Here is a 20,977-nt window from a genome sequence, read left to right as displayed (position 1 = left end):
GTGCCACACGCTACGAACGGTTCCGGTTAAGTTGCCGCCTGCAGCTTATTGGATTAAAGGCTTATTGTGCATGGCTTGCCGGTCGATCTTAACAAAGTAATCTTTAAGGAAATCAATTAAGAGTCTGAGCTTTTTTGAATCGGCACTTCCTGGCGGAAAAACCCCATAGATATCAATATTATCGAGCTGATAATCATCCAGCACAGACTCTAAGAGCCCCGCTTGAATTTTAGGTCGGGCATCGTAAAGTGGAATTCGCCCTAAGCCATGGCCACCTTCGACAAAGGCGGTGCGGGCCGCAGCATTGTTTGTGCTAATCTCGCCTTTTACGGCAACACTGTATGAGCGACTCCCCTTGCTAAGCTCAGTAGCGCCAGACGTCAGCTTGTAAATAACCCAGGTGTGCTGCTCTAATTCCGTTGGGGTGGTCGGCCGGCCGTGTTTTTTAAAATAGGAGGGCGCGCCACACAGGCAGGTAGGCAGCGTCGACAACTTGCTCGCTTGCAGTCCTGAATCGACTAATGGCGCGCCACGTATCGCTAAGTCGATCCCTTCTTTGACGATGTTCACCACCTCATCCGTTAGCATGACATCCAGCTCAATTTTAGGGTACAGGCGATGAAACTCATTGAGCGCTGGCACGAACATCTGCAGCCCGGCGTTAACCGGGCAGGTGATCTTTAATAAACCCTCAGGCTCATTTTTGAGGTTCTCCATTTGTTGATTGGCACGTTCGGCCTGTTCTGCAATGATGCGGCAGGACTTGTAATACTCGCCACCGGCCTCGGTTAATGTGATGGCCCGAGTCGTGCGGTTGAGTAGTTTTACGCCAATCTGCGATTCCAGTTTCTTTATATGATAACTGACCACCGCACGTGATAAGCCAATGTGCTTGGCGGCTGCGGTGAGGTTGCCTTGCTCGACGACCTGAGCAAAAACCACCATGCTTTTAAGTTGCTCGAATGATACATTCATAACCAATTGTATCAATATATTTAACAATGTTGTCAATTTTGTTTGTATTCTTCAATTTAATTTAAGGGAATACACTGTAGGCAAGACTTAAGCAACCAATGGTTAGAGGGCAATAACATGACTGAAGTAAGCGCTAAAAGAGTATTAATGGTTCTCACCTCCCATGACAAGCTAGGCAACAGCGGTGAAAAGACAGGTTTTTGGATCGAAGAGTTTGCGGCACCTTATTACGCTCTGGCTGATGCGGGTGTTCAGGTAACGCTGGCCTCACCCGCTGGTGGTCAGCCCCCTGTAGACCCTAAAAGTGAGCTGGAAGATTTCCAAACGACGTCCACTCGTCGCTTCGATGCCGATAAACACGCACAGGCTTTAGTGGCAAATACCACCAAGCTGGCAGACGTTAACGCTGAGAATTATGACGGTGTGTTTTACCCAGGAGGCCACGGCCCTTTGTGGGATTTAACTGATAATGGTGACTCCATCGCCTTGATCGAAAATTTTCTGGCGACGAATAAGCCGGTTGCCGCTGTCTGTCACGCACCTGCTGTGTTTTTGAATGTGAAAGATGCTAACGGCGAGTATGCGGTTAAAGGCAAAGCGGTGACGGGATTTACCAACGCTGAAGAAGCAGCGGTGCAACTTACGGACGTTGTGCCTTTCTTATTAGAGGATGAGCTGAAGAAGCGCGGGGCTGAGTTTCAAAAAGTGGCCGATTGGCATGCCTTTGCCGTTAAAGATGGTTTGCTAATCAGTGGTCAAAACCCACAAAGTTCAGAACTCGCTGCAGAAAAGTTATTGGCTGCACTGACGTCTTAGATTGGAGAGACTCGCAATGTTAAATTTTAGTTTTCACAATACCACCCAAATTCATTTTGGTGAGGGGCAAATACAAGCTCTGCGCCAGGCAATACCAAAAACCGCCAAGGTGTTGGTCACCTATGGTGGTGGCTCGATCAAGACGAATGGCGTTTATGACCAAGTGGTTGAAGCGTTGAATGAGCATGTTTGGTTTGAGTTTTCCGGCATCGAGCCCAATCCACAATATGAAACACTGATTAAAGCCAAGGACTTAATTCAAGAGCATGATATTGATTTTCTCTTGGCCGTTGGCGGGGGATCTGTTGTCGATGGTACTAAGTTTATTGCGGCGGCGGCACTGTTCGAAGGAGACGACCCTTGGGATTTTATCGCTAAAGGAGAGCCTATTAAGCAGGCCTTGCCACTGGCGTGTGTATTAACATTACCGGCTACGGGTTCGGAGTCAAATTCTGGCGCTGTCGTGACTCGTGATGGCAATAAACTGCCGTTTATGAGCCCTTACGTTCAACCGGTGTTTGCCGTGCTTGACCCTTCGGTTACTTTGTCGCTGTCTGATCGTCAAATCAGCAATGGTGTCGTCGATGCTTTTGTTCATACGATGGAGCAATACTTAACGTATAGCGTCGATGGCAAAGTGCAAGATCGTTTTGCTGAAGGATTATTGCTTACCCTGATCGAAGAGGGACCCAAAGCATTGGCCGCAGACACAAAAGCGGATTTGAATGTTCGCAGTAATATTATGTGGGCGGCAACCATGGCGTTGAATGGCCTAATTGGCGCTGGTGTGCCACAAGATTGGTCGACTCATATGATTGGTCATGAGTTGACGGGCTCGTATGGCATTGATCACGCCCGCACATTGTCGATAGTGTTGCCAGCGGTCATGAAGGTGTGCAGTAAAGCTAAGCGCGAGAAACTATTGCAGTACGCCGAGCGTGTTTGGAATCTAACAGACGGAAACGACGATGTGCGTATACAACGGGCGATTGAATTGACTGAGGAGTTTTTTAAGTCGATGAAAATGCCAACTCGTCTGTTTGATGTTGATTTAGGTGAGGCCGATATCGACGGCTTAATTGAGAAGTTAATCCAGCATGGCATGCTTAAGCTGGGTGAGCACGGCGACATTACCCCCGAGGTTAGTCGCAAAATTTTACAGACTGCGGTTTAGTTTGACCCGCTGAAAGTAGGAGTAAAGATATGAACGTTTCCAGTGAACAAAACATCGAAGCTAATCGCCAGTGGCAGCTAGCCGGTCGCCCGCAAGGCGCGCCAACGTTAAGTGATTTTAATTTGGTAACGATCGATAAGCCTACGCCAAAAGACGGTGAGCTTTTATTGCGTGTAGTCTACCTTTCTTTAGATCCTTATATGCGGGGTCGCATGAATGATGCTAAATCATACGCTGCGCCTGTAGCCATTGGTGATGTTATGGTGGGGGGGACGGTATGTCGTGTTGAGGCCTCCAACCACCCGGATTTTGCAGTGGGAGAGTGGGTGCTTTCCTACTCGGGGTGGCAGGATTATGCCATTTCCGATGGCACTGGGCTGCTAAAGTTGGGGGCTGAACCCAGTCAGCCTTCTTACGCTTTAGGTGTTATGGGAATGCCAGGTTTAACCGCGTATATGGGCCTACTGGACATTGGCCAACCTAAGGCCGGTGAAACCATTGTGGTGGCGGCAGCGACCGGAGCCGTTGGCAGCCTGGTGGGGCAAATTGCAAAAATCTATGGTTGTAAGGTCGTTGGTATTGCCGGTGGCGCCAACAAGTGTCGGTCTGCTGTAGAAGAGTTAGGGTTTGATACCTGTGTCGACCATAAATCCCCGGATTTTGCCGAGCAATTAGCGAAAGCCTGTGACGCGGGTATCGATGTCTACTTTGAAAATGTTGGTGGCAAGGTGTTTGACGCTGTATTGCCATTGCTGAACACAAGCGCTCGCGTACCTTTGTGCGGTCTTATTTCGCAATACAACGCGACCAGTTTGCCTGAAGGGCCAGACCGCCTATCAATGCTAATGGGGTCCTTGCTGATTAAGCGTATCAAGATGCAAGGGTTTATTGTGTTTGACGATTACGGCCATCGTTACGACGAGTTTAGTCAAGCAATGACGCAATGGCTACAGGAAGGAAAAATAAGCTACCGTGAGCATGTAGTCGATGGTTTGGCCAGTGCTGTTGAGTCGTTTATCGGTCTGCTGGAAGGCAAAAATTTCGGCAAGTTAGTTGTGCGTGTTGGTCCTGATCAGCTTTAACACTTCCTCAGGAATATCTTACCAGCCTTGGCATTGAAACATTATTACGCTAATTCGCGTAATAATGCTTGCCACTGAGTATGTTTGCCATTTTAGCGTTTGGCTTACTATTGCCATCGCACGGAAGTGGTGGAGCGCTGGTAGGGAAAATGCGGACTATACGGTTGTCGCTGATAAACAGCCGGGCTTTGAAATTTGCCAAAGCCCGGTTTAGTTGTTTTTAGTTATTCCGGCAGTGGAATAAACTGCTCTTCGTCGCCTGGCACTTTGGGGAAGCTTCCAGCCTGCCAGTCTAATTTTGCTTGTTCTATTAGTGCTTTGTTACTGGCAACAAAGTTCCACTCCATGTAGCGTTTGCCAACCGACGCGCCGCCCACGACCACGAGGGTGGTATCGCGATTAGCCGTCACGGTGATGCCCGCCTCAGCGTCGAATATCGCCATGCTATGCTCTTCTAAAGTAGTGTCTTTAAGAGTCAGCTCGCCTTCGACCACATACAAGGCTTTCTCATCTGCGGCGGGCAGTTCAAGGCTTTGGCCGGTTTTTAGACGCGCCTCAATGTACAAGGTTTCCGAGAGGGTTTTTACCGGCGAGGTGACGCCGTAGGCGCTGCCCATCATAACCCGCACCGGTACGCCGTTCTGTTGTACGGTGGGAATGTCTATTTGGTCGTAGTGGAAGAACCCCGGTTCGCTCTGCTCTAGCTCCGTGGGCAGGGCGAGCCAAAGCTGCAGGCCGTGGATATCATGAGGTCCGGCTTTAATTTCTGCTCGCTGGCGCTCTGAGTGCACAATGCCGCGACCTGCCACCATCAAGTTAATGTCACCGGGTAATACCCGCGCCTCGGTACCCAGCGAATCACGATGTAGCATTTCACCGGTAAAGAGATAGGTGACCGTAGCCAAACCGATATGAGGGTGCGGCCGAACATCGATTCCCTGGTCTTTTTTAAAATGAGCGGGCCCCATATGATCGAAAAATACCCACGGGCCAACACTGCGGCACTCCGTGGTAGGTAGGGTGCGGCGCACGCAAAACCCACCCAGATCTTTGTCTTTGGGTTTAAGCACCAGTTTTAACGCGCTGCAGCCGCTGATAACGCTGCAATCTTGAACCAGTTCGGATGCGAGGTTACTCATAATTAACTCCTGTTAAAAAAGGGCACCCCTTTAGTGTTAGATGCCCGTTAGGTTCTGCCTTAGCCTTTATTGATCCGGTTAAGTATGCTCTATTTAGGCTGCTTCACAGGCAAAGAAAGTTACTGCAAAGCCGCCGAGGTTGATGTCGTCAACCTACACTAAAGGCTCCCAAATTGACCGCGCTGTAAGTCGTCAAACGCCTGCAAGATTTCTTGCTTGGTATTCATCACAAAAGGGCCGTGCCCCACGATAGGCTCATTAATGGGCTCGCCGCTCAGCAGCAGTACCAAGCTGTTTTGCGAGGCATGTAGAGTGACCTCGGTCTCTTTGCGCTCGAGTGACACCAGGCTTCCCTCGCTGAGTGGTTCGGAGCCATTGACGCTCACTTCGCCCTGCAGAATCACCACAGCCGTGGTCCAGCCATCGGGTAAGTCGAGCAGCGCTTTCCCTCCCGCATTCAGTTGTAAGTCCCACACCTGCATCTGGCTGAAGGTATCGGCAGGGCCTTGATGCCCTTCAAACTGACCGGCGATGGGGCGAAGTTGGCCCGCATTGTTCGCCAGCTCGACGGTTGGGATATCCGCCTTGGTAATGCTCTGATAGCCCGGTTGGGTCATTTTGTGTTTTTGAGGCAAATTGACCCAAAGTTGCACCATTTGCAGGTTACCGCCCTTCTGGCTAAAGGCATTGGAGTGGAATTCTTCATGCAGGATGCCAGCACCGGCGGTCATCCACTGTACGTCACCGGGGCCAATAATACCGCCTTGTCCAGTGGAGTCGCGATGCTCCACTTCACCTTGATAAACGATGGTCACCGTTTCAAAACCTCGGTGTGGGTGCTCGCCCACGCCACGCTTTTGACCGTCGGCCGGAAACAGCATCGGACCGGCGTAATCCAGCAGTAGAAACGGGCTCATCTGGCTGCCTTGATTGTGATAAGAAAACAGCGAGCGCACCGGAAAACCATTACCTACCCAGTGGCTGCTAGGGGCTTTAATAATACTGGCGATTGATTTCATAGGATTCTCCTGTCGTCGTTTATGGGTATTAATGATATAGAGAGAGCAGTAATGCGCTAGACTGCTAAAATGAGTCTCACTGTTGCATAAATGGAACGATAGGTATGCAAGACCTGAATGACCTCTATTATTTTGTTAAAGCGGTGGAATATGGTGGTTTTGCACCGGCGAGCCGGGCGTTGTGCATTCCTAAATCTAAGCTGAGCCGCCGTATAGCAGCGCTGGAGGAGCGGTTAGACACCAAATTGATCTACCGCTCCACTCGCAGCTTTCAATTAACCGAGGTAGGGCAGACCTACATCCAGCACTGCAAGGCGATGTTGGTGGAGGCGGAATCGGCGCAGGAGGTGATTGACTCGTTAAAATCCGAACCCAGAGGGACTATTCGCCTGACGTGCCCGATCGCGCTATTGCACGCCCATGTTGGCTGTATGTTGGCCGATTTTATGCGCCAGTATCCGCAGGTAAATATTCAACTTGAGGCTTCTAACCGGCGGGTGGACTTGATCGCCGAGGGAGTCGATGTCGCAATACGCGTGCGACCGCCGCCGATTGAAGACAGTGACCTTGTGATGCGGGTGCTGTCTGAGCGCAGTTTGAGCTTGGTGGCGAGTCCGGGGTTGGTCGCAAGCCACGGCCAACCGAGCCACTTAACGGACCTGTCTGCGTGGCCAAGTTTGGGGCTGGGCCAGCCTCAATACTCGTTTGTCTGGCGCTGGCACTCGCCGAACAGTCAGATGATTGAGGTGCCGTTTAAGCCGAGATTTGTCACGACCGATATGCTCGCGCTTCGCAATGCTGCTTTAGCCGGTGTCGGCGTGGTGCAACTGCCGACCTTGATGGTCACGCAGCAAATTAATGAGGGTAGCTTGATTAAACTGCTCGACGGCTGGCGTGCTCCACGGGAAGTTATTCATGTGGTGTTTCCTTCTCGCCGCGGCTTGCTGCCATCGGTACGGACCTTGATAGATTTTTTGGCAGATCGTTATTCAAGCTTTGATGAACAGTAGCGCAGATTTTTCTTGTATTGATGTTCTTTGCACATTGATCAGCATAAAAGGAGTGACCAAGTGAGGATACTGAATAAAAAAATTGTCGATTGCTGTTGTGGGCCTACTTCAGCGCGGCGACTAATAGGGGGCTTGGTTTTGCTGCTCGCAAGCGCGCTTTTGGCCGCTTGCGGTCAGTTGTTGTCGGGTAAGGTCTACACAGAACTCGATACTTTAAAGGCGGGTGAATACCAGCTTGACCCAAACCATACCCGGGTATTGTTTAAAGTGAATCACTTAGGTGTTTCGTCTTTTGTTGGGCGCTTTAACCAAAGCCGGGCGGCGTTAGATTTTAATGAGTCTGACCCCGCTGCCAGTACCATTGTGGCTGATGTCGAGATGGGGTCACTGGACATTAATCGCCCCGACTTCGCCGATACCTTAATGGGGTGCGATTGGTTGTGCGTGGAAGATTATCCAAGCGCGCGGTTTGAGTCTCGCGGTCGCGCCGAGGTGGACGGTCGGCAACTGAAGTTTAATGGTGATCTGGCCTTTCGCGGGGTGACTCAGCCGTGTGTCTTAATCGTTAATATCAATGGCGCCACTACGAATCGGTTAACGGGTGATTACACCCTCGGCTTTGAGGCGCAGTTAGTGTTCCTGCGCTCAGACTTTGGTATGAATCGGTTTATTCCCGCGGTGGGGGATGAGGTCAGCATCGAGGTTTACGCCGAATTTATTCGCCAGTAAGTTTGATGCCTTCCGGGCCAATAGTAATTAATCGCTGCTTATACAATGCCCCCAGTGCTTTTTTGTAAGCGCCTTTACTGACGTTAAAAGTTTTATAGATTTCGTCGGGGTTGGCGCGATCTCCTAGCGGTGATTGGCCGTCGTGACTGTTTAAGTGGTCGAGAATTTTTTGCTGCAATCGGTCGCGACCTTTATCCCCCGGTGGTTGCAGGCTAAGGTCGATTTTTCCGTCTTGGCGAATAGCTTTAATATAGCCTTTAGTTTTCTCGCCATAGTGTAACGGTTTAAAAGCGTCGTCACGAAATACAAGTCCGAGATAGCGATCATTAATCACCGCTTTAAAACCCATATCACTCCGGCCACAAATCAGCAGCTCTACCGGTTGGCCGACGTCTAAGTCTTGCGTGCTTTCTATTAAGTGGCGATTCAGTTTCGAGGAGCCCACAATTCGATCTGAGTAGGGGTCGAGGTAGAGTGTGACTACGTAGGAACGATCCACTTCAAAACGTTTGTGCTGTTCGTTGTAGGGCACTAGTAAGTGTTTGGGCAGACCCCAGTCCAAAAAGGCCCCTGCATCGTTTATATCAACCACTCGCAATAGAGCTGTTTGGCCGACGGTGACCACGGGTTTTAACGTGGTCGCCACTAAAATATCTTGGCTGTCTAGGTGGATAAATACATCGACACTCTGGCCCAGCGCCATGGCTTCGGTGACGTAGCGTTTAGGCAATAAAATTTGTCCCAGTTCGCCGGCATCCAGATAAGCTCCGAAATCAACGAATTTTACGATGGGTAGCTGATTGTATTGTCCGATTTGTGCCATGGGGTATACCGTTGTTAGCAGCTGTTAGTCCGATACATTAATGCATCGAGTTTTTTAGTTGTATTAGGATTTTGAACTCTTGCTCTGTCACCGGTTGTACGGACAGGCGGCTCTGTTTGCGCAGTACCATGTTATCCAGTGCTTGGATGTGTTTGATGGTTTGCATGCTGATGACTTGTGCAAACACTTCTTGCAGTTGAATATCAACGCTAAACCAGCGCGGTGTTTCAAGACAAGATTTTCCGTCAAAGTACAAACTGCTGGAGTCAAATTGTAATGGGTCTGGGTAAGCCCCCGAGACAACCTTGGCGGTGCCCACAATACCCATTGCTTTGCAGCGGCTGTGATAAAACAGTACGGTGTCGTCCTCGGCAATTTGGTCGCGCAATAGATTGCGCGCCTGATAATTGCGAATGCCATCCCAGCGCGTGGTTTGCCGGGGCTCAGCGGCTAAGTGTTGTATGCCGTAACAATCGGGTTCTGATTTAAATAGCCAGTAGGGCATAAACTTTATCGGGTGGTCTGTACAGTCAATTTAACGCTTATCGTCTGTGGTATCAAAAGCTTTCAGTCTTTCGGCCGTTTCTTTGTCTACCAGCTCAAGCTCCATTCGGCGCGCACCGGTATCAACGCTTTTAACTTTTACACAGACGCTGTCATCGAGGAAGAATTCAGCCGTCGGGGTGGTAAGCGTCAGTCTGCCACTGTCAAACTTGGGTTTAGGCTTGCCTTTTTCCGATAAAGAAACAAAGCCATCGAGCCCAATATCATCGAGTTTTACATTAATGCCGCGGCCGCTTACCCCAACAATAGTACCAAAGTGCACAGTGCCTACTTTGTCGGACATGTACTGACAGAGCAGCCAAGACTCCAGCATGCGCGTGGCTTGGCGGCCGCGAGTGAGAGTATCTTGTATGCTTTCTACGCTATCGCTGGTGGCACTTGGGGCGGGCGTTTTGTTGAGTAATGCTTTGAGTGCGTAATGGTTGTATAGGTCTTGGTAGCGTCGAATGGGCGATGTGACGGTGGCGTAGTGCTCAAAGCCCAATCCAAAGTGGCCTTTATTTTCAAGACTTAAACTTCCAGCTTGCTGCATACGCTGCAAAAGAGAGTTTAGGCGTGCTTTAGTTTGATCGCTGGTATCCGGCTGGCGCAGAGCTCGAAACAGTGTGCGAAAGTGTTCAAGTTCGCTAAAGTCTTTGTCCGCTAGTTCGGGCAATTCATTGGCTATCAGCTGATTAACCTCGGCGACTCGTTCGGGACGAAAGCCGATGTGGGTGGAAAATAGGCCTGTATTGGGCGTTTCACTAAACAACTTGCCGGCACAGATATTGGTGGCAAGCATGGCTTCTTCAACGAGTTTTTGCGCCATATTGCGCTGACGTTTTTCAATGCGTTCTATTTTTTTACGATCATTTAAATAGTATTGAAAGTCGGCCCGATCCTCCATCACCAATCCGTGTTGTTGGCGATAATTGAAGCGGGCAGCGGCCACTTGGTTTAGTGCTTGTAAACTAGCGATTACAGGGTCCGGCAGTGCCTGCTGAAGGTCTTCACTGTCTTGCCCTTCTAGTAGATCGGTAACACCCTGATAATTTAATTTGTGGTGAGATTTGATTTTGGCAAATTTAAATTCGAAGTCGGTTATTTTTCCGTCTTGGTCGATGTGCTGTGTGCACACTAATACGGGCCGAACAGCCTCGGGAACAAGAGAAAAAGTCTCGTGGGATAATTCCGAAGGCAGCATGGTGATCGGGTGACCCAATAGGTACAGAGTCGAGGCCCGCTGGCGAGCGCTCAGTTCCAGCTCGCTGCCGTAGTCAATTACGCTGCCGGGGTCGGCGATGGCAGTGGTTAGCACCCAGCCGGTATCGTTTGCCACGCAGTGCAGGGCGTCGTCCATATCGCGCGTAAATTCCGAGTCTATTGTCACGAAAGGTATTTCGGTGAGATCCTCGCGCGCTAAGGTGGCTAATGCTTGATCATCAATTGAGTGAGAAATGCGCTGCGCCTGCTCTCCTGCCGTGTCGTCCCATTCGCTGGTCAATTGATATTTAGCGGCAACATAGCGGCCTTCAATACCCGCTTCTTCGGGTCTGCCGATACGTTCGGTAACTTTAATTTGGCCTTTGCCATCGTATTTAAATGGGTGGCGTATGACTTCGCACTGCACCAAGTCCCCTTCAGCGCAATTGGTTCTATTTTGAGGTGGAATAAAAAGCCAGCGAGTAAAGGGGGGGAGGTCGGGCTCGACAAAGTGAGCGGCGCCTTTGCGCACATAGCGACCCACAAATTGTTTAAGTGAGGTGCTGAGCAAAGTTTCCAGCGTAGCTTCTAGTTGTTTTTTATTGTTTTCGGTTAGGCTGACCTTGACCCGGTCGCCCGGCAGTACTCGCAGCATCTGCTCGGGATCGACAAAGGCATCCCGGCCGTCGTCAAGGCGTACAAAGCCAAAGCGCTTGGAGGTGGCTCTTATCACCCCTTCTGCAAATTCTTTTTCCGAGACGATAGAGGTTTTTAATTGGGTCAGTTGCGAGAGGGCATCTTTGCTGAGCATGAATCACTACTTGTTGATTGGGCGGGTTCAATAAAGAGACATGATAACAGGAATTGCCGCTTTTCGTGTTGGCTATAGTATCATTGCGCCATGGATTTACTAAATCAATTGATATTACTAGGCGCTGTTCTTTTTCTGATCAGCATTTTGGCCAGCGCGCTATCGCCCCGAGTGGGGATGCCTCTGTTGTTGGTGTTTTTACTGGTCGGCATGCTGGGCGGTGAAGAGGGCCTAGGCGGTATAGCTTACGATGATGTCCAGTCAGCGCTGTTTCTGGGTACTTTGGCGCTGGCGGTGATTCTGTTCGATGGTGGCTTGAGGACGGATATCCACAATTTTCGTGTGGGTCTACGCCCGGCGCTGGTCTTGGCCTCTGTGGGGGTTGTGATAACCGCCGGTATTTGTGGTGCTCTGGTTGCTTGGCTTTTGGATTTGTCGTGGGCCGAGGGTATGCTGGTCGGTGCGATTGTCGGCTCAACCGATGCGGCGGCGGTATTTTCCGTGCTCAATATGCAGGGATTGGCCTTGAAGGCCCGTGTTGGAGCCACACTAGAGATAGAATCGGGTTTAAATGACCCTATGGCGATTTTTTTGACCATTACCATGGTCGAATTCATTCGCATGGGGGGCACAGGGCTGGATTGGGCTATGGGGCTAACCTTCTTTTGGCAGATGGGGGTTGGTGCTTTAGTAGGTATTGTTGGTGGGCGCGTACTGGCCTGGGGCGTTACAAAGCTTGAATTAAGCCCCGGTTTGTATCCTCTATTGGCTCTATTTGGCGGGCTGTCGATCTTCGGCTTAGCTGCGGTTGTTCAGTCCAGTGGCTTTTTGGCCGTCTACATGGCCGGCCTTATGGTGGGTAATCGTGTGTCCCGTGGGCTTTACAATATTCAGCGCTTTCACGATGGTATCGCCTGGCTGGCTCAAATCAGTCTGTTTTTAATGCTCGGTTTGTTAGTGACGCCATCCGAGCTGATCAGTTATGCCCCCAGCGGGTTTCTTATCGGGTTGTTACTGATTCTAGTAGCGCGTCCTATTGCAGTGACCGTTTCGCTTATTCCCTTCCAGTTTTCCTGGCGTGAAAGCTTATTTATCTCCTGGGTGGGGCTGCGCGGAGCAGTTCCTATCGTGCTGGCAATGTTTCCCTGGGTGGCGGGGCTGGAACACTGGCCATTCTTTTTCAATATCGCTTTTTTTATCGTGATTGTCTCGCTGGTCTTACAGGGCTGGACGGTAGCGCCGCTGGCCCGTTGGTTAAAAGTCGAGGTGCCCACCAGTAGCTCACGAGTGCAAAGGGTTGAGCTTGGTGTGCCTGGTCAAGCTGATTATGAGTTTGTCGGTTACAAGCTTTTGGAAGATTCACCTGCCATTCGTTCCGGCTTGGACCGATTACCCACTAATCTTGATGCTCAGGTCATTTGCGTATTACGCGACAGCGAGCCGGTTAGAGAGCTAGAAGGCTGTCAGCTAGCCGTGGGTGATCATGTGTATCTTCTGGCAGCAGTGGTGGCCCTACCAGGGTTGGATAAATGGTTAGTCGGTGAGCCAGAGCCAGATCGCTTAACGGCACAAGCCTTCTTTGGTGAGTTTGTGGTGTCTCCACGGGCCAAGTTACGGGATTTAAGCGAGGTTTATGGGTTTGAGGTGCCTGAGCATATGGCCAATTGGAGCATCGGTCGCTATATTTACAGCCGTTATAAGAAGCCCGTGGTAGGGGACCGGGTGGATTTAGGCCATGTGGAATTTATTGTGCTCAATATGCAAGATGCGAAAGTCACCAAAGTGAGTTTAAAGCTGCATCATTAAGAACAGGGACGAACCAACACTCAAGATTTAATCAGCTGGGCCGATAGTATAAGAACGGCGGTAGTAAGGATAACCGCTGATTGGTGTACTACACTGATTTAAAAACATAATGACTTTAGTGAGGCTTGGCCGCAATGAGTTGGTATAACAATATGAGCTTTCGCTGGAAGCTCTCTCTCCCCCTTATGATATTGGTTTTGTTGTTTTTATACTCCAGTATCTACTCGATTTTCTCCTCCCGCACTCTGGCCGATAACGCCGATACCATAGCCGACATCAACTTACAGGAAATCCAACTGATTTTGCAGGCCGACCGGGATTTGTATCAGGCATTAACAGCCGAGCGCACTATCTTTGTCAGCGGTGTGGTCGATGTCGGGGTGAGCGCCTTAAAGGCAGAACACAAAGATAATGCCGAGCAGGCAAAGCAGCGATTTTTGCAATCGCTGTCCATTTCCAATAGCGCGACCGATGACGAGAAACGACAGTTTTTAGGTTTATATGATGCTTGGTATCAATATAGTTCGAACCTAGTCGATCAAGCTGCCTATGGTGACCCTAATGCGGTAGACGGTATTGAGCTTGAGGGCTTCGAAAGAAGTTATGAGTTATTTGATGCTGTGCGCACTTTTATGGATGTGGTGGGGGAGCGACGCCTGCAACACGTAAGTGAGTTTCAAGAGCGAATTAACAATGAGGCCAATTCGATAACAGGTCAATTGATGACCATTGCTATTGTGTGCACCTTGGTCGCTATTTTGGCTGCTATTTTGTTACCTATTATGGTCATTCGGCCCATTAAGGCCATCGGGGATCGTATTCAAAATATTGCCGAGGGCGATGGCGACCTGACTATTCGTATCGATGTGGATAGCCGCGATGAGCTGGGTGAGCTTTCGGGGCACGTCAATCGCTTTATGGAAAAGCTGCAAAACTTAATCGGCCGAATACGCTCCACCACAGAAGACGTCGCGTTGTCTGCCAACGACATGCAGGCCGTATCCGCGCAAAGTCAACAAGCAGCCGATGAACAAGTTCAGGCTATTACTATGGTGGTTGCGGCAGTGAATGAATTGACCGTGGCGATTCAAGAAGTGGCTCAAAATACCAATGATACTGCTGACAGTTCTAAAAATGCCGCCGAAGTCACCAGCAATGGCCAAGAGCGTATACGAGTTGCAGTGGACCGCGTACAAGAGCTTTCTAATCGCATTAATGACACCGCTCAGGTAATGACGCGCCTTGATGAAGAGGCTAAAAACGTTAACTCTGTGATTGACGTGATCAAAGGTGTGGCCGAGCAAACCAACCTATTGGCTCTCAATGCCGCCATTGAAGCTGCACGGGCGGGTGAACAAGGTCGTGGCTTCGCGGTAGTAGCCGATGAGGTGCGGACACTCGCCAGTAGAACTCAACAGTCCACGGAAGATATTCAACAAATGCTGGTGCAACTGCAAAACGGGGTGCAAAGTGCTGTGGAGGCAATGAATTTGTCCAATGATATGACCGGTGAGGCAGTACAGGCCGCCAATGAAGGGGGAGAGTCACTGGCTAATATTAATGACGCAGTGGGCTCTATCACCAATATGGCCATTCAGATTGCTACCGCGGCAGAAGAGCAAAGTTCTGTTACAGCGGAAATTGATAAAAATTTAGTGGAGATTAACCAGCTAGCCCTGGATACCTCCGAAGGTTCTGGCAAAACGGCCGAGGCCAGCCGTAATCTCAATCAGTTATCTGATGATTTGCGTGAACTGGTAGGAAGTTTTAAGGTATAAGCAATATTAACTTCCACAAAGGCTAGGAGATATCGTGAGCGGTACACGAGATAAGAGCATTGTTTTGATCGGCATGCCCGGTGTAGGGAAAAGTACAGTGGGTGTGCTCTTAGCCAAAGAGTTGGCCAAGGAATTTATCGATACTGATTTATTGATACAAACTCATACACAGAAAACCTTGCATGACATCGTGCTAGAGAATGGCTATCAACACCTGAGAGAGTTGGAAGAGGCCACCATTCTCACGTTGGAGGTTGATGGGCATGTTGTCTCAACTGGCGGCAGTGCAATATATGGTGCTGAGGCTATGGAGCATTTGGCAAAGTCCGGGCAGATTATTTTTCTGGATCTGCCCTTGGCGTCACTTGAACCGCGCATCCACAACATGAATACCCGAGGCATTGCCCGTCCCAATGGGCAGACATTTGCCGAGGTTTATCAAGAGCGTGTGCCACTGTATCAAGCCGCAGCCGATATCACGATTCAGTGCTTAGATAAAACCCCGATAGAGATCGTGCGCGAAATTATTTTTCACGAGGCCGAACAATACGCCGAGGTTGACGCCTAGTCGGATTGGGGCTCTTTAAGCTCTTGCAACTTATTCTGACTGAGTTGCTGGAACTTTGGGGTCAGGCCTTCATCGGCGTAGACTTCATCGCCAAACTCGTCCTTAGCAACCACCTCAGAGCCTTTCACATAAGGCATTGATTCCTCCACCTCGTGCAGCGCCGCCGACAGTAAGTCACTGATTAACTGCTCCACAGTCAATCTAGGGTACATCTGTGCCAGAGCCTCTAACTTGGCCGCTTCGATGATGGGTAATCGAACGGCATATTGATTCTGAGTCAGCTGTCCTTTTGCGCTTTTTTCCCAGTGTGCTAGCAGTTCACAAGGTTTCTTGTCCATTTAGATAGCCTCTTTGGTGCGTAAATGTAAGCTTGTTTATCTCTAACCATAGCAAAAAGTATTTTAAAATCAAAAGGATACCGTCAAAATGAGCGGGTACCTTGTGATTGTGGAGGTACGCGTGTATTGTAACCGCTTTTTGCAAGCAGCGCTTTTTAGCGCCAACCGGAACCACCGGGGTTAATACGTGAGGAGAGAGTGGCGATGAAGGTTATCTTATTGGGGGCGCCGGGTGCGGGTAAAGGCACTCAGGCAAAAATGATTATGGATGAGTTTGGTATTCCCCAAATTTCCACTGGAGACATGTTACGTGCCGCAGTTAAAGCCGGTACGCCTCTCGGACTGAAGGCTAAAGACATTATGGCCGCGGGCGGCTTAGTGCCCGATGATTTAATTATCGCATTAGTGAAAGAGCGTATCACCGCGGACGATTGCGCCAAGGGCTTCTTATTTGATGGATTCCCGCGCACTATCCCGCAAGCGCAAGCAATGCAGGAAGCTGGTGTTGATATTGACCATGTTATTGAAATTGATGTGGCCGATGAAGAAATTGTCAGTCGTTTGAGTGGTCGCCGTGTACATGAAGCCTCTGGGCGTGTTTATCATGTCGAGCACAATCCGCCACAAACTGCCGGGCTTGACGACGAAACCGGTGATAAGCTAGTTCAACGTGAAGACGATCAGGAAGAAACCGTGCGCAAACGCCTGGCAGTTTATCACGAGCAAACCAAACCGTTGGTTGAGTTTTATCAAGCTTTGGAGGAGCAAGGTGGTGCAAACGCTGCGAAGTTTACCAAAGTTGCGGGTGTTGGCAGTGTTGATAAAATTCGTGAACAGCTTTTTGCCGTTCTACATAAATAATCGACAACAGATTTCGTTAAAAGGCCCTACGGGGCCTTTTTTTTATGTTTTTTTTATCATTTTTTAAAAAAATTGTAGAATTAATGTTTAATTTGTCTTAAAAACGTGCAAGTTGAGTATTTATTAAATATATTGACACTGTGCTACTTACCTAGTGCATGTAAACAATTAAGGCGCATGAATTAAAAAGAGTTAAGGAGAGAAGTTATGGCTAAAGTTGCAAAAAAAACACCGCGAAAGGCGGTTGCCAAACGAAAATCCGTTGCACGACCATCCACTAAACATAAGGCTTCAAAACGCACTGCGAGTACGCCAGTTGATCCGCGTGTTGCCAAGGCACAAATCGCTGTTGATAAAACACAGTCCCTGGTTAATGAGCAGGTCAAAACATTAGCGGCTGCTCGTAAAAAAGCTCGAGCGGCAAAAGCCAAAGCGGCTAAAAGCAAAAAAGCGGTTGATGCACGCGCGGCTAAGTCAGCAGCGAATGCTGCCAGTAAAGCCTCGGATAAAGCTAAAAATCTTCGTGCTAAATTGGCTGAACAAAAATCAGCTTTGGCTAAAGCCAAGGCTTACGCGGCAGTTAAAGCTGTGGAAGACGCCAGCAAAGAGAAAATCAGTGCGCTACAAGAAAAGCTTACTCATGCAGCGGCATCTGATTTAGACAAAGCTAAGGCGGCCTTTGAGGCCAAATGGAAGCGAGTGCGAGCCAGTGCCGATGCTAAAAAAGTGACTGCAGCGGCTAAAAAGCTGGATGCCAAAGCAAAAGCGGCGGAAAAGAAAGCTAGGGCCAAGGTTCGCGCTATTGAGAAAAAAGAAGCGGCCAAGGCTAAAGCGGCCAGTCGTAAATCTGGCACAAAGCGCAAAGCCAAAGCGCGCTCGACACGTTCAGCCTCAAAATCATAATTGCCATTATGTCACTCGCAACCCCGGTCTAAGCCGGGGTTGTTGTATTTTGTACCGGCTGAGTCGCTCTCGACACTGGTCTAATATATTCATCATGGCTCTTGGTCGGAACCGCTGTATCTGGCAAAATGTTGTTTTGTCCAGCCAGTAGTTATCCTATGCCTACAATTCTTGCCCTCGATACCTCATCCGAAGCCTGCTCCGTTGCCTTAATGCTCCCTACTGGCGAGTGTGTAGAAACATTTGAAATGGCCGCTAAAAGCCATACCAAGCGTGTTCTGCCGATGGTTCATGCGATGCTGACCGAACACGGTGTGGCCTTGTCTGATCTTGACGCCATTGCCTTTTCCGCAGGCCCGGGTTCCTTTACCGGTATCCGTATCGGCATGGGGATTGTGCAGGGGCTGGCCTTTGCGAGTAATATTCCGGTTATTCCCGTTTGTACTCTGCAGGCCCAAGCACTGACCACCTGTGAAGCTGCCCCAGAGCAGAGCGTTTTAAGTGCTCTGGATGCGCGAATGGGGGAGGTGTATTACGCGGTGTTTCAGTTTGATCCTTCGCAGTCAGCTCTGGCTATCCAATCGCCTCCGGCAGTGTCTGCCCCGGCAAGCGTGTCACTGCCAGCCGGGTTTAACCGGGATCAATCCATAGGGGTAGGGCAGGGCTTTACAGTGGATACCATGGCGGCGTATGTAAGCGACTTTAATGCCACAATTGGGCCGCGAGCATCCGCTGTTGCGAAACTGGCCGTTAGTGCCTGGGGCCGTGGTCAAACTCAGGATGTAATGGCCGTGGAGCCCAATTATATTCGCGATACTGTAACCTGGAAAAAGCGCGAAAGAATCCGCACCTAATTCAATATAGAGATATCTGCCATGCAAAAAACCGAAGTGCAGCACTTTAATCAACGACTGATCGATTTTTTGGCGGCATCGCCCACGGCGTTCCACGCAACGCAGAACATTGCCAGGCGCTTAAGCGAGGCGGGTTTTATCGCCTTAAAAGAAAATGACTCTTGGTCGTTGCAAAAGGGGCAGGGATACTTTGTTACCCGCAACGACTCGTCGATTATTGCTTTTAAGTACGGAGAATCGCCACTGGAGCAAAGTGGTATTCGTATGTTTGGGGCACATACCGACAGCCCGTGTTTAAAGCTCAAACCTAATGCTTATAGCGTCAATGCCGGCTATTCGCAGTTGGCGGTTGAAACCTATGGCGGAGTGTTACTTAACACTTGGTTTGATCGCGACCTGTCGATTGCGGGCCGGGTAACTTATAAAGGCGATTCGGCTCTGCCGGCCAGCTGTTTGGTTAATTTTGACCGGCCCATCGCCTGTTTACCCAGTATTGCCATACATCTGGATCGAGAGGCCAATCGTAATAAAACCGTCAATCCACAAAAAGAAATGCTGCCCATATTGATGTTGGCCGAAAAAAAGCCTAAGTCGTGGCACGAGCTGTTGACTAGTCAAATAAATCAGCAGTACCCCGCTCTCAAAGTAGAAAGCATTCTCGATTTTGAGTTGTCGCTCTACGACACACAGGCGCCAGCGGTTGTTGGTTTTAAAGAAGAATTTATTGCCAGCGCCCGCCTGGATAATTTGCTCAGCTGTTATGTTGGGCTTGAAGCACTGTTGCAGTCGGATTCATCGGAGTCGTGCCTGCTGGTGTGTACCGATCACGAGGAAGTGGGCAGCGCCTCTGCCTGTGGCGCCAAAGGCCCGATGTTGGAGCACTTTTTACAGCGAGTTATTCCCGATACGGAGTTAAGGCTGCGCACCTTGGATATCTCTCTGATGCTGTCGGCGGATAACGCACACGGCTTGCACCCCAACTATCAAGACAAGCACGATTCAGGTCACGGTCCGCTGTTAAACGCTGGGCCGGTTATCAAAGTAAATGCTAATCAGCGCTACGCCACGACCAGTGAAACCGCGGCGCTATTCAAGTTGCTCTGTAAGCAGGTTGATGTACCCGTGCAGAGTTTTGTGTCGCGCTCCGATATGGAATGCGGCAGTACTATTGGCCCCATCACCTCAGCTGAGGTGGGTGTGAAAACACTGGATATCGGCGTGCCAACCTTTGCCATGCATTCTATTCGGGAGTTGGCCGGGGCGGAGGATGCTTACGCTTTATCGCAAGTGGCGACGTTATATTTTAAGCAAGTGGCAGCCCCGGGTAAACTGGATTAACAATGCGGGTTTTATTGCTCTCCGGTTACGATGCCGCCAGTCATAAACGTTGGCGGCAGGCACTGGCGGAGTATCTGCCCGAGTGTGAGTTTACCCAGTTAGCCTTGGCCCCGCGCTTTTTTAGTTGGCGTATACGCGGCAGTAGTCTGACTTTTGCTAGCTTGAAAACGGCTGCCCTAGAGGCTGAATATGATTTGTTGATTTGTACCTCGATGGTGGATTTATCGAGCCTGCGCGGCATGGTGCCGAAGTTGGCAAAATTACCCACCATTTTATACTGTCATGAAAATCAGTTTGATTATCCTACCAATCACCAGCAGCACTCCTCCATTGAACCGCAGATAGTCACTCTCTATAGCAGCATTTGTGCTGATCGCGTCGTGTTTAATTCTGAATTCAATCGCCAAGGGTTTTTGGCCGGTGCTCACAAGTTGTTAAAAAAGCTACCCGACGGAGTTGACCTTACGTTAGTGGAATCCGTCCGAGCAAAAAGTCAGGTATTGCCTGTGCCCTTGGAAAATAATTTGTTTAACCAGTGTGTTAAGTCAAAAAAAACGGCACTTTCGATGCCTGCAAAAATCGTTTGGAATCATCGGTGGGAATACGACAAAAACCCTGAACTTTTGTATCGGGCTCTGCAACATTTATTGAGTGATGATAATCCCCATCCAGCGTTCCAATTGCATTTAATCGGCCAGCAGTTTCGCCAAAAACCTGCGGTTTTCGACAAGATAAAATCGCTGTTAGAGTCTTATCATTGCTTGGGAGAGTTAGGGTATATAGAAAGTCATAAACAATACATGAATATTTTGCAACAATCCGACATTGTCCTTTCGACAGCCGATCACGATTTTCAGGGCCTATCGGTATTAGAGGCTGTAGCTTTAGGGTGTAGTCCGTTATTGCCGAGGCATCAAGTGTATCCAGAAATACTAGGGGAAGACTTTTGTTATCCGGTAACGGGTAATTTAGAGCGCGATAGTCAAACCTTGGCGGACCAACTAAGGGCCAGGCTTAATGAGTATGTCAGCGGTAGGCTGGCAGATGCCCCCGACCTTTCTCATCTAAGCTGGGGATATCTAGCGCAGGGGTATCGCCAGTTACTCACTGGAACAATAGAGCAGTTTTACACCTGATATAAGCTCGTCTCACCGCTACACAGCCGAGGGCTGACCCTGTATGATATCCACCGACTAAAACCACCTGT

20 protein-coding genes are annotated in these 20,977 nt (G+C 49.6%); 13 read left to right on the top strand and 7 right to left on the bottom strand.

Translation table 11 applies throughout. From position 1 onward, the window contains the following. Positions 1 to 45: 45 nt before the first annotated feature. The gene (locus tag Q4526_RS13505) at positions 46 to 975 is read right to left on the bottom strand and encodes a LysR family transcriptional regulator (RefSeq protein WP_215977605.1); all 930 of its coding nucleotides are present in this window, start codon (positions 973 to 975) and stop codon (positions 46 to 48) included. A 117-nt stretch (positions 976 to 1,092) separates the two neighbouring features. On the opposite strand from Q4526_RS13505, the gene Q4526_RS13500 reads away from it, so the two are divergent. The 3 genes from Q4526_RS13500 to Q4526_RS13490 are packed head-to-tail and all read left to right on the top strand — an operon-like array spanning position 1,093 to position 4,047. Next, positions 1,093 to 1,791, top strand: coding sequence for a type 1 glutamine amidotransferase domain-containing protein (locus tag Q4526_RS13500; protein WP_215977604.1), 699 nt, complete (start codon positions 1,093 to 1,095; stop codon positions 1,789 to 1,791). A 16-nt stretch (positions 1,792 to 1,807) separates the two neighbouring features. Continuing rightward, the gene (locus tag Q4526_RS13495; protein ID WP_215977603.1) at positions 1,808 to 2,965 is read left to right on the top strand and encodes an iron-containing alcohol dehydrogenase; all 1,158 of its coding nucleotides are present in this window, start codon (positions 1,808 to 1,810) and stop codon (positions 2,963 to 2,965) included. 29 nt (positions 2,966 to 2,994) lie between these two features. Next, positions 2,995 to 4,047, top strand: coding sequence for an NADP-dependent oxidoreductase (locus tag Q4526_RS13490; protein ID WP_215977602.1), 1,053 nt, complete (start codon positions 2,995 to 2,997; stop codon positions 4,045 to 4,047). 224 nt (positions 4,048 to 4,271) lie between these two features. On the opposite strand, the gene Q4526_RS13485 is transcribed toward Q4526_RS13490, so the two are convergent. Both Q4526_RS13485 and Q4526_RS13480 read right to left on the bottom strand, forming a co-directional pair. Further along, a complete protein-coding gene (locus tag Q4526_RS13485; protein ID WP_215977601.1) occupies positions 4,272 to 5,186 on the bottom strand; it encodes a pirin family protein in 915 nt (304 codons plus the stop codon). A 158-nt stretch (positions 5,187 to 5,344) separates the two neighbouring features. Next, positions 5,345 to 6,205, bottom strand: coding sequence for a pirin family protein (locus Q4526_RS13480; protein WP_215977600.1), 861 nt, complete (start codon positions 6,203 to 6,205; stop codon positions 5,345 to 5,347). Between the two features lie 104 nt (positions 6,206 to 6,309). On the opposite strand from Q4526_RS13480, the gene Q4526_RS13475 reads away from it, so the two are divergent. After that, complete coding sequence (locus Q4526_RS13475) at positions 6,310 to 7,215, top strand: LysR family transcriptional regulator (RefSeq protein ID WP_215977599.1); 906 nt, start codon at positions 6,310 to 6,312, stop codon at positions 7,213 to 7,215. A gap of 138 nt (positions 7,216 to 7,353) precedes the next feature. After that, complete coding sequence (locus tag Q4526_RS13470; RefSeq protein ID WP_303609661.1) at positions 7,354 to 7,944, top strand: YceI family protein; 591 nt, start codon at positions 7,354 to 7,356, stop codon at positions 7,942 to 7,944. Here Q4526_RS13470 and Q4526_RS13465 read toward each other — a convergent pair. The 3 genes from Q4526_RS13465 to Q4526_RS13455 are packed head-to-tail and all read right to left on the bottom strand — an operon-like array spanning position 7,931 to position 11,324. Then, positions 7,931 to 8,767, bottom strand: a complete 837-nt coding sequence (locus Q4526_RS13465) for a S1 RNA-binding domain-containing protein (protein WP_215977598.1) — start codon at positions 8,765 to 8,767, stop codon at positions 7,931 to 7,933. The two genes, Q4526_RS13470 and Q4526_RS13465, sit on opposite strands and share 14 nt — an antisense overlap. Positions 8,768 to 8,804: 37 nt before the next feature. Continuing rightward, the gene (locus Q4526_RS13460; RefSeq protein ID WP_215977597.1) at positions 8,805 to 9,272 is read right to left on the bottom strand and encodes an EVE domain-containing protein; all 468 of its coding nucleotides are present in this window, start codon (positions 9,270 to 9,272) and stop codon (positions 8,805 to 8,807) included. A 30-nt stretch (positions 9,273 to 9,302) separates the two neighbouring features. Beyond that, positions 9,303 to 11,324, bottom strand: coding sequence for a VacB/RNase II family 3'-5' exoribonuclease (locus Q4526_RS13455; RefSeq protein ID WP_215977596.1), 2,022 nt, complete (start codon positions 11,322 to 11,324; stop codon positions 9,303 to 9,305). Positions 11,325 to 11,414: 90 nt separating this feature from the next. Here Q4526_RS13455 and Q4526_RS13450 point away from each other — a divergent pair, with 90 nt between their 5' ends. From Q4526_RS13450 to Q4526_RS13440, 3 genes are all read left to right on the top strand, one after another. Then, the gene (locus Q4526_RS13450) at positions 11,415 to 13,130 is read left to right on the top strand and encodes a potassium/proton antiporter (RefSeq protein WP_215977595.1); all 1,716 of its coding nucleotides are present in this window, start codon (positions 11,415 to 11,417) and stop codon (positions 13,128 to 13,130) included. Positions 13,131 to 13,264: 134 nt separating this feature from the next. Further along, positions 13,265 to 14,908 carry a methyl-accepting chemotaxis protein gene (locus Q4526_RS13445; RefSeq protein WP_215977594.1) on the top strand — a complete coding sequence of 548 codons (1,644 nt, stop codon included), beginning with the start codon at positions 13,265 to 13,267 and terminating at the stop codon, positions 14,906 to 14,908. 34 nt (positions 14,909 to 14,942) lie between these two features. After that, positions 14,943 to 15,476 (top strand): shikimate kinase, encoded by a 534-nt coding sequence (locus Q4526_RS13440; protein WP_303609660.1) that lies wholly within the window; start codon positions 14,943 to 14,945, stop codon positions 15,474 to 15,476. Here the strand turns inward: Q4526_RS13440 and Q4526_RS13435 are convergent. Continuing rightward, positions 15,473 to 15,814: a type 1 pili tip component gene (locus Q4526_RS13435; protein ID WP_215977593.1), complete on the bottom strand. Its 342-nt coding sequence runs from the start codon at positions 15,812 to 15,814 to the stop codon at positions 15,473 to 15,475. The two genes, Q4526_RS13440 and Q4526_RS13435, sit on opposite strands and share 4 nt — an antisense overlap. Positions 15,815 to 16,018: 204 nt before the next feature. Between Q4526_RS13435 and adk the strand changes: the two genes are divergently transcribed. From adk to Q4526_RS13410, 5 genes are all read left to right on the top strand, one after another. Beyond that, positions 16,019 to 16,675 (top strand): adenylate kinase, encoded by a 657-nt coding sequence (adk, locus tag Q4526_RS13430; protein WP_215977592.1) that lies wholly within the window; start codon positions 16,019 to 16,021, stop codon positions 16,673 to 16,675. Between the two features lie 207 nt (positions 16,676 to 16,882). Continuing rightward, on the top strand, positions 16,883 to 17,578 hold the full coding sequence (locus Q4526_RS13425; protein ID WP_215977591.1) for a hypothetical protein: 696 nt from the start codon (positions 16,883 to 16,885) through the stop codon (positions 17,576 to 17,578). Positions 17,579 to 17,736: 158 nt separating this feature from the next. Further along, positions 17,737 to 18,432 carry a tRNA (adenosine(37)-N6)-threonylcarbamoyltransferase complex dimerization subunit type 1 TsaB gene (tsaB, locus tag Q4526_RS13420; RefSeq protein ID WP_303609659.1) on the top strand — a complete coding sequence of 232 codons (696 nt, stop codon included), beginning with the start codon at positions 17,737 to 17,739 and terminating at the stop codon, positions 18,430 to 18,432. Between the two features lie 21 nt (positions 18,433 to 18,453). Beyond that, entirely contained in the window at positions 18,454 to 19,770 is a 1,317-nt protein-coding gene (locus Q4526_RS13415; protein ID WP_215977589.1) for a M18 family aminopeptidase, read from the top strand. 2 nt (positions 19,771 to 19,772) lie between these two features. Then, positions 19,773 to 20,906 (top strand): DUF3524 domain-containing protein, encoded by a 1,134-nt coding sequence (locus Q4526_RS13410; protein WP_215977588.1) that lies wholly within the window; start codon positions 19,773 to 19,775, stop codon positions 20,904 to 20,906. The last annotated feature ends 71 nt before the right edge of the window (positions 20,907 to 20,977 follow it).

The organism is Gilvimarinus sp. 2_MG-2023 (assembly GCF_030547685.1).
In the GTDB taxonomy this organism is placed as follows: Bacteria; Pseudomonadota; Gammaproteobacteria; order Pseudomonadales; family Cellvibrionaceae; genus Gilvimarinus.
Note: the sequence above shows the minus strand (reverse complement) of the source record. Positions and strands in the feature narration are given on the sequence as shown.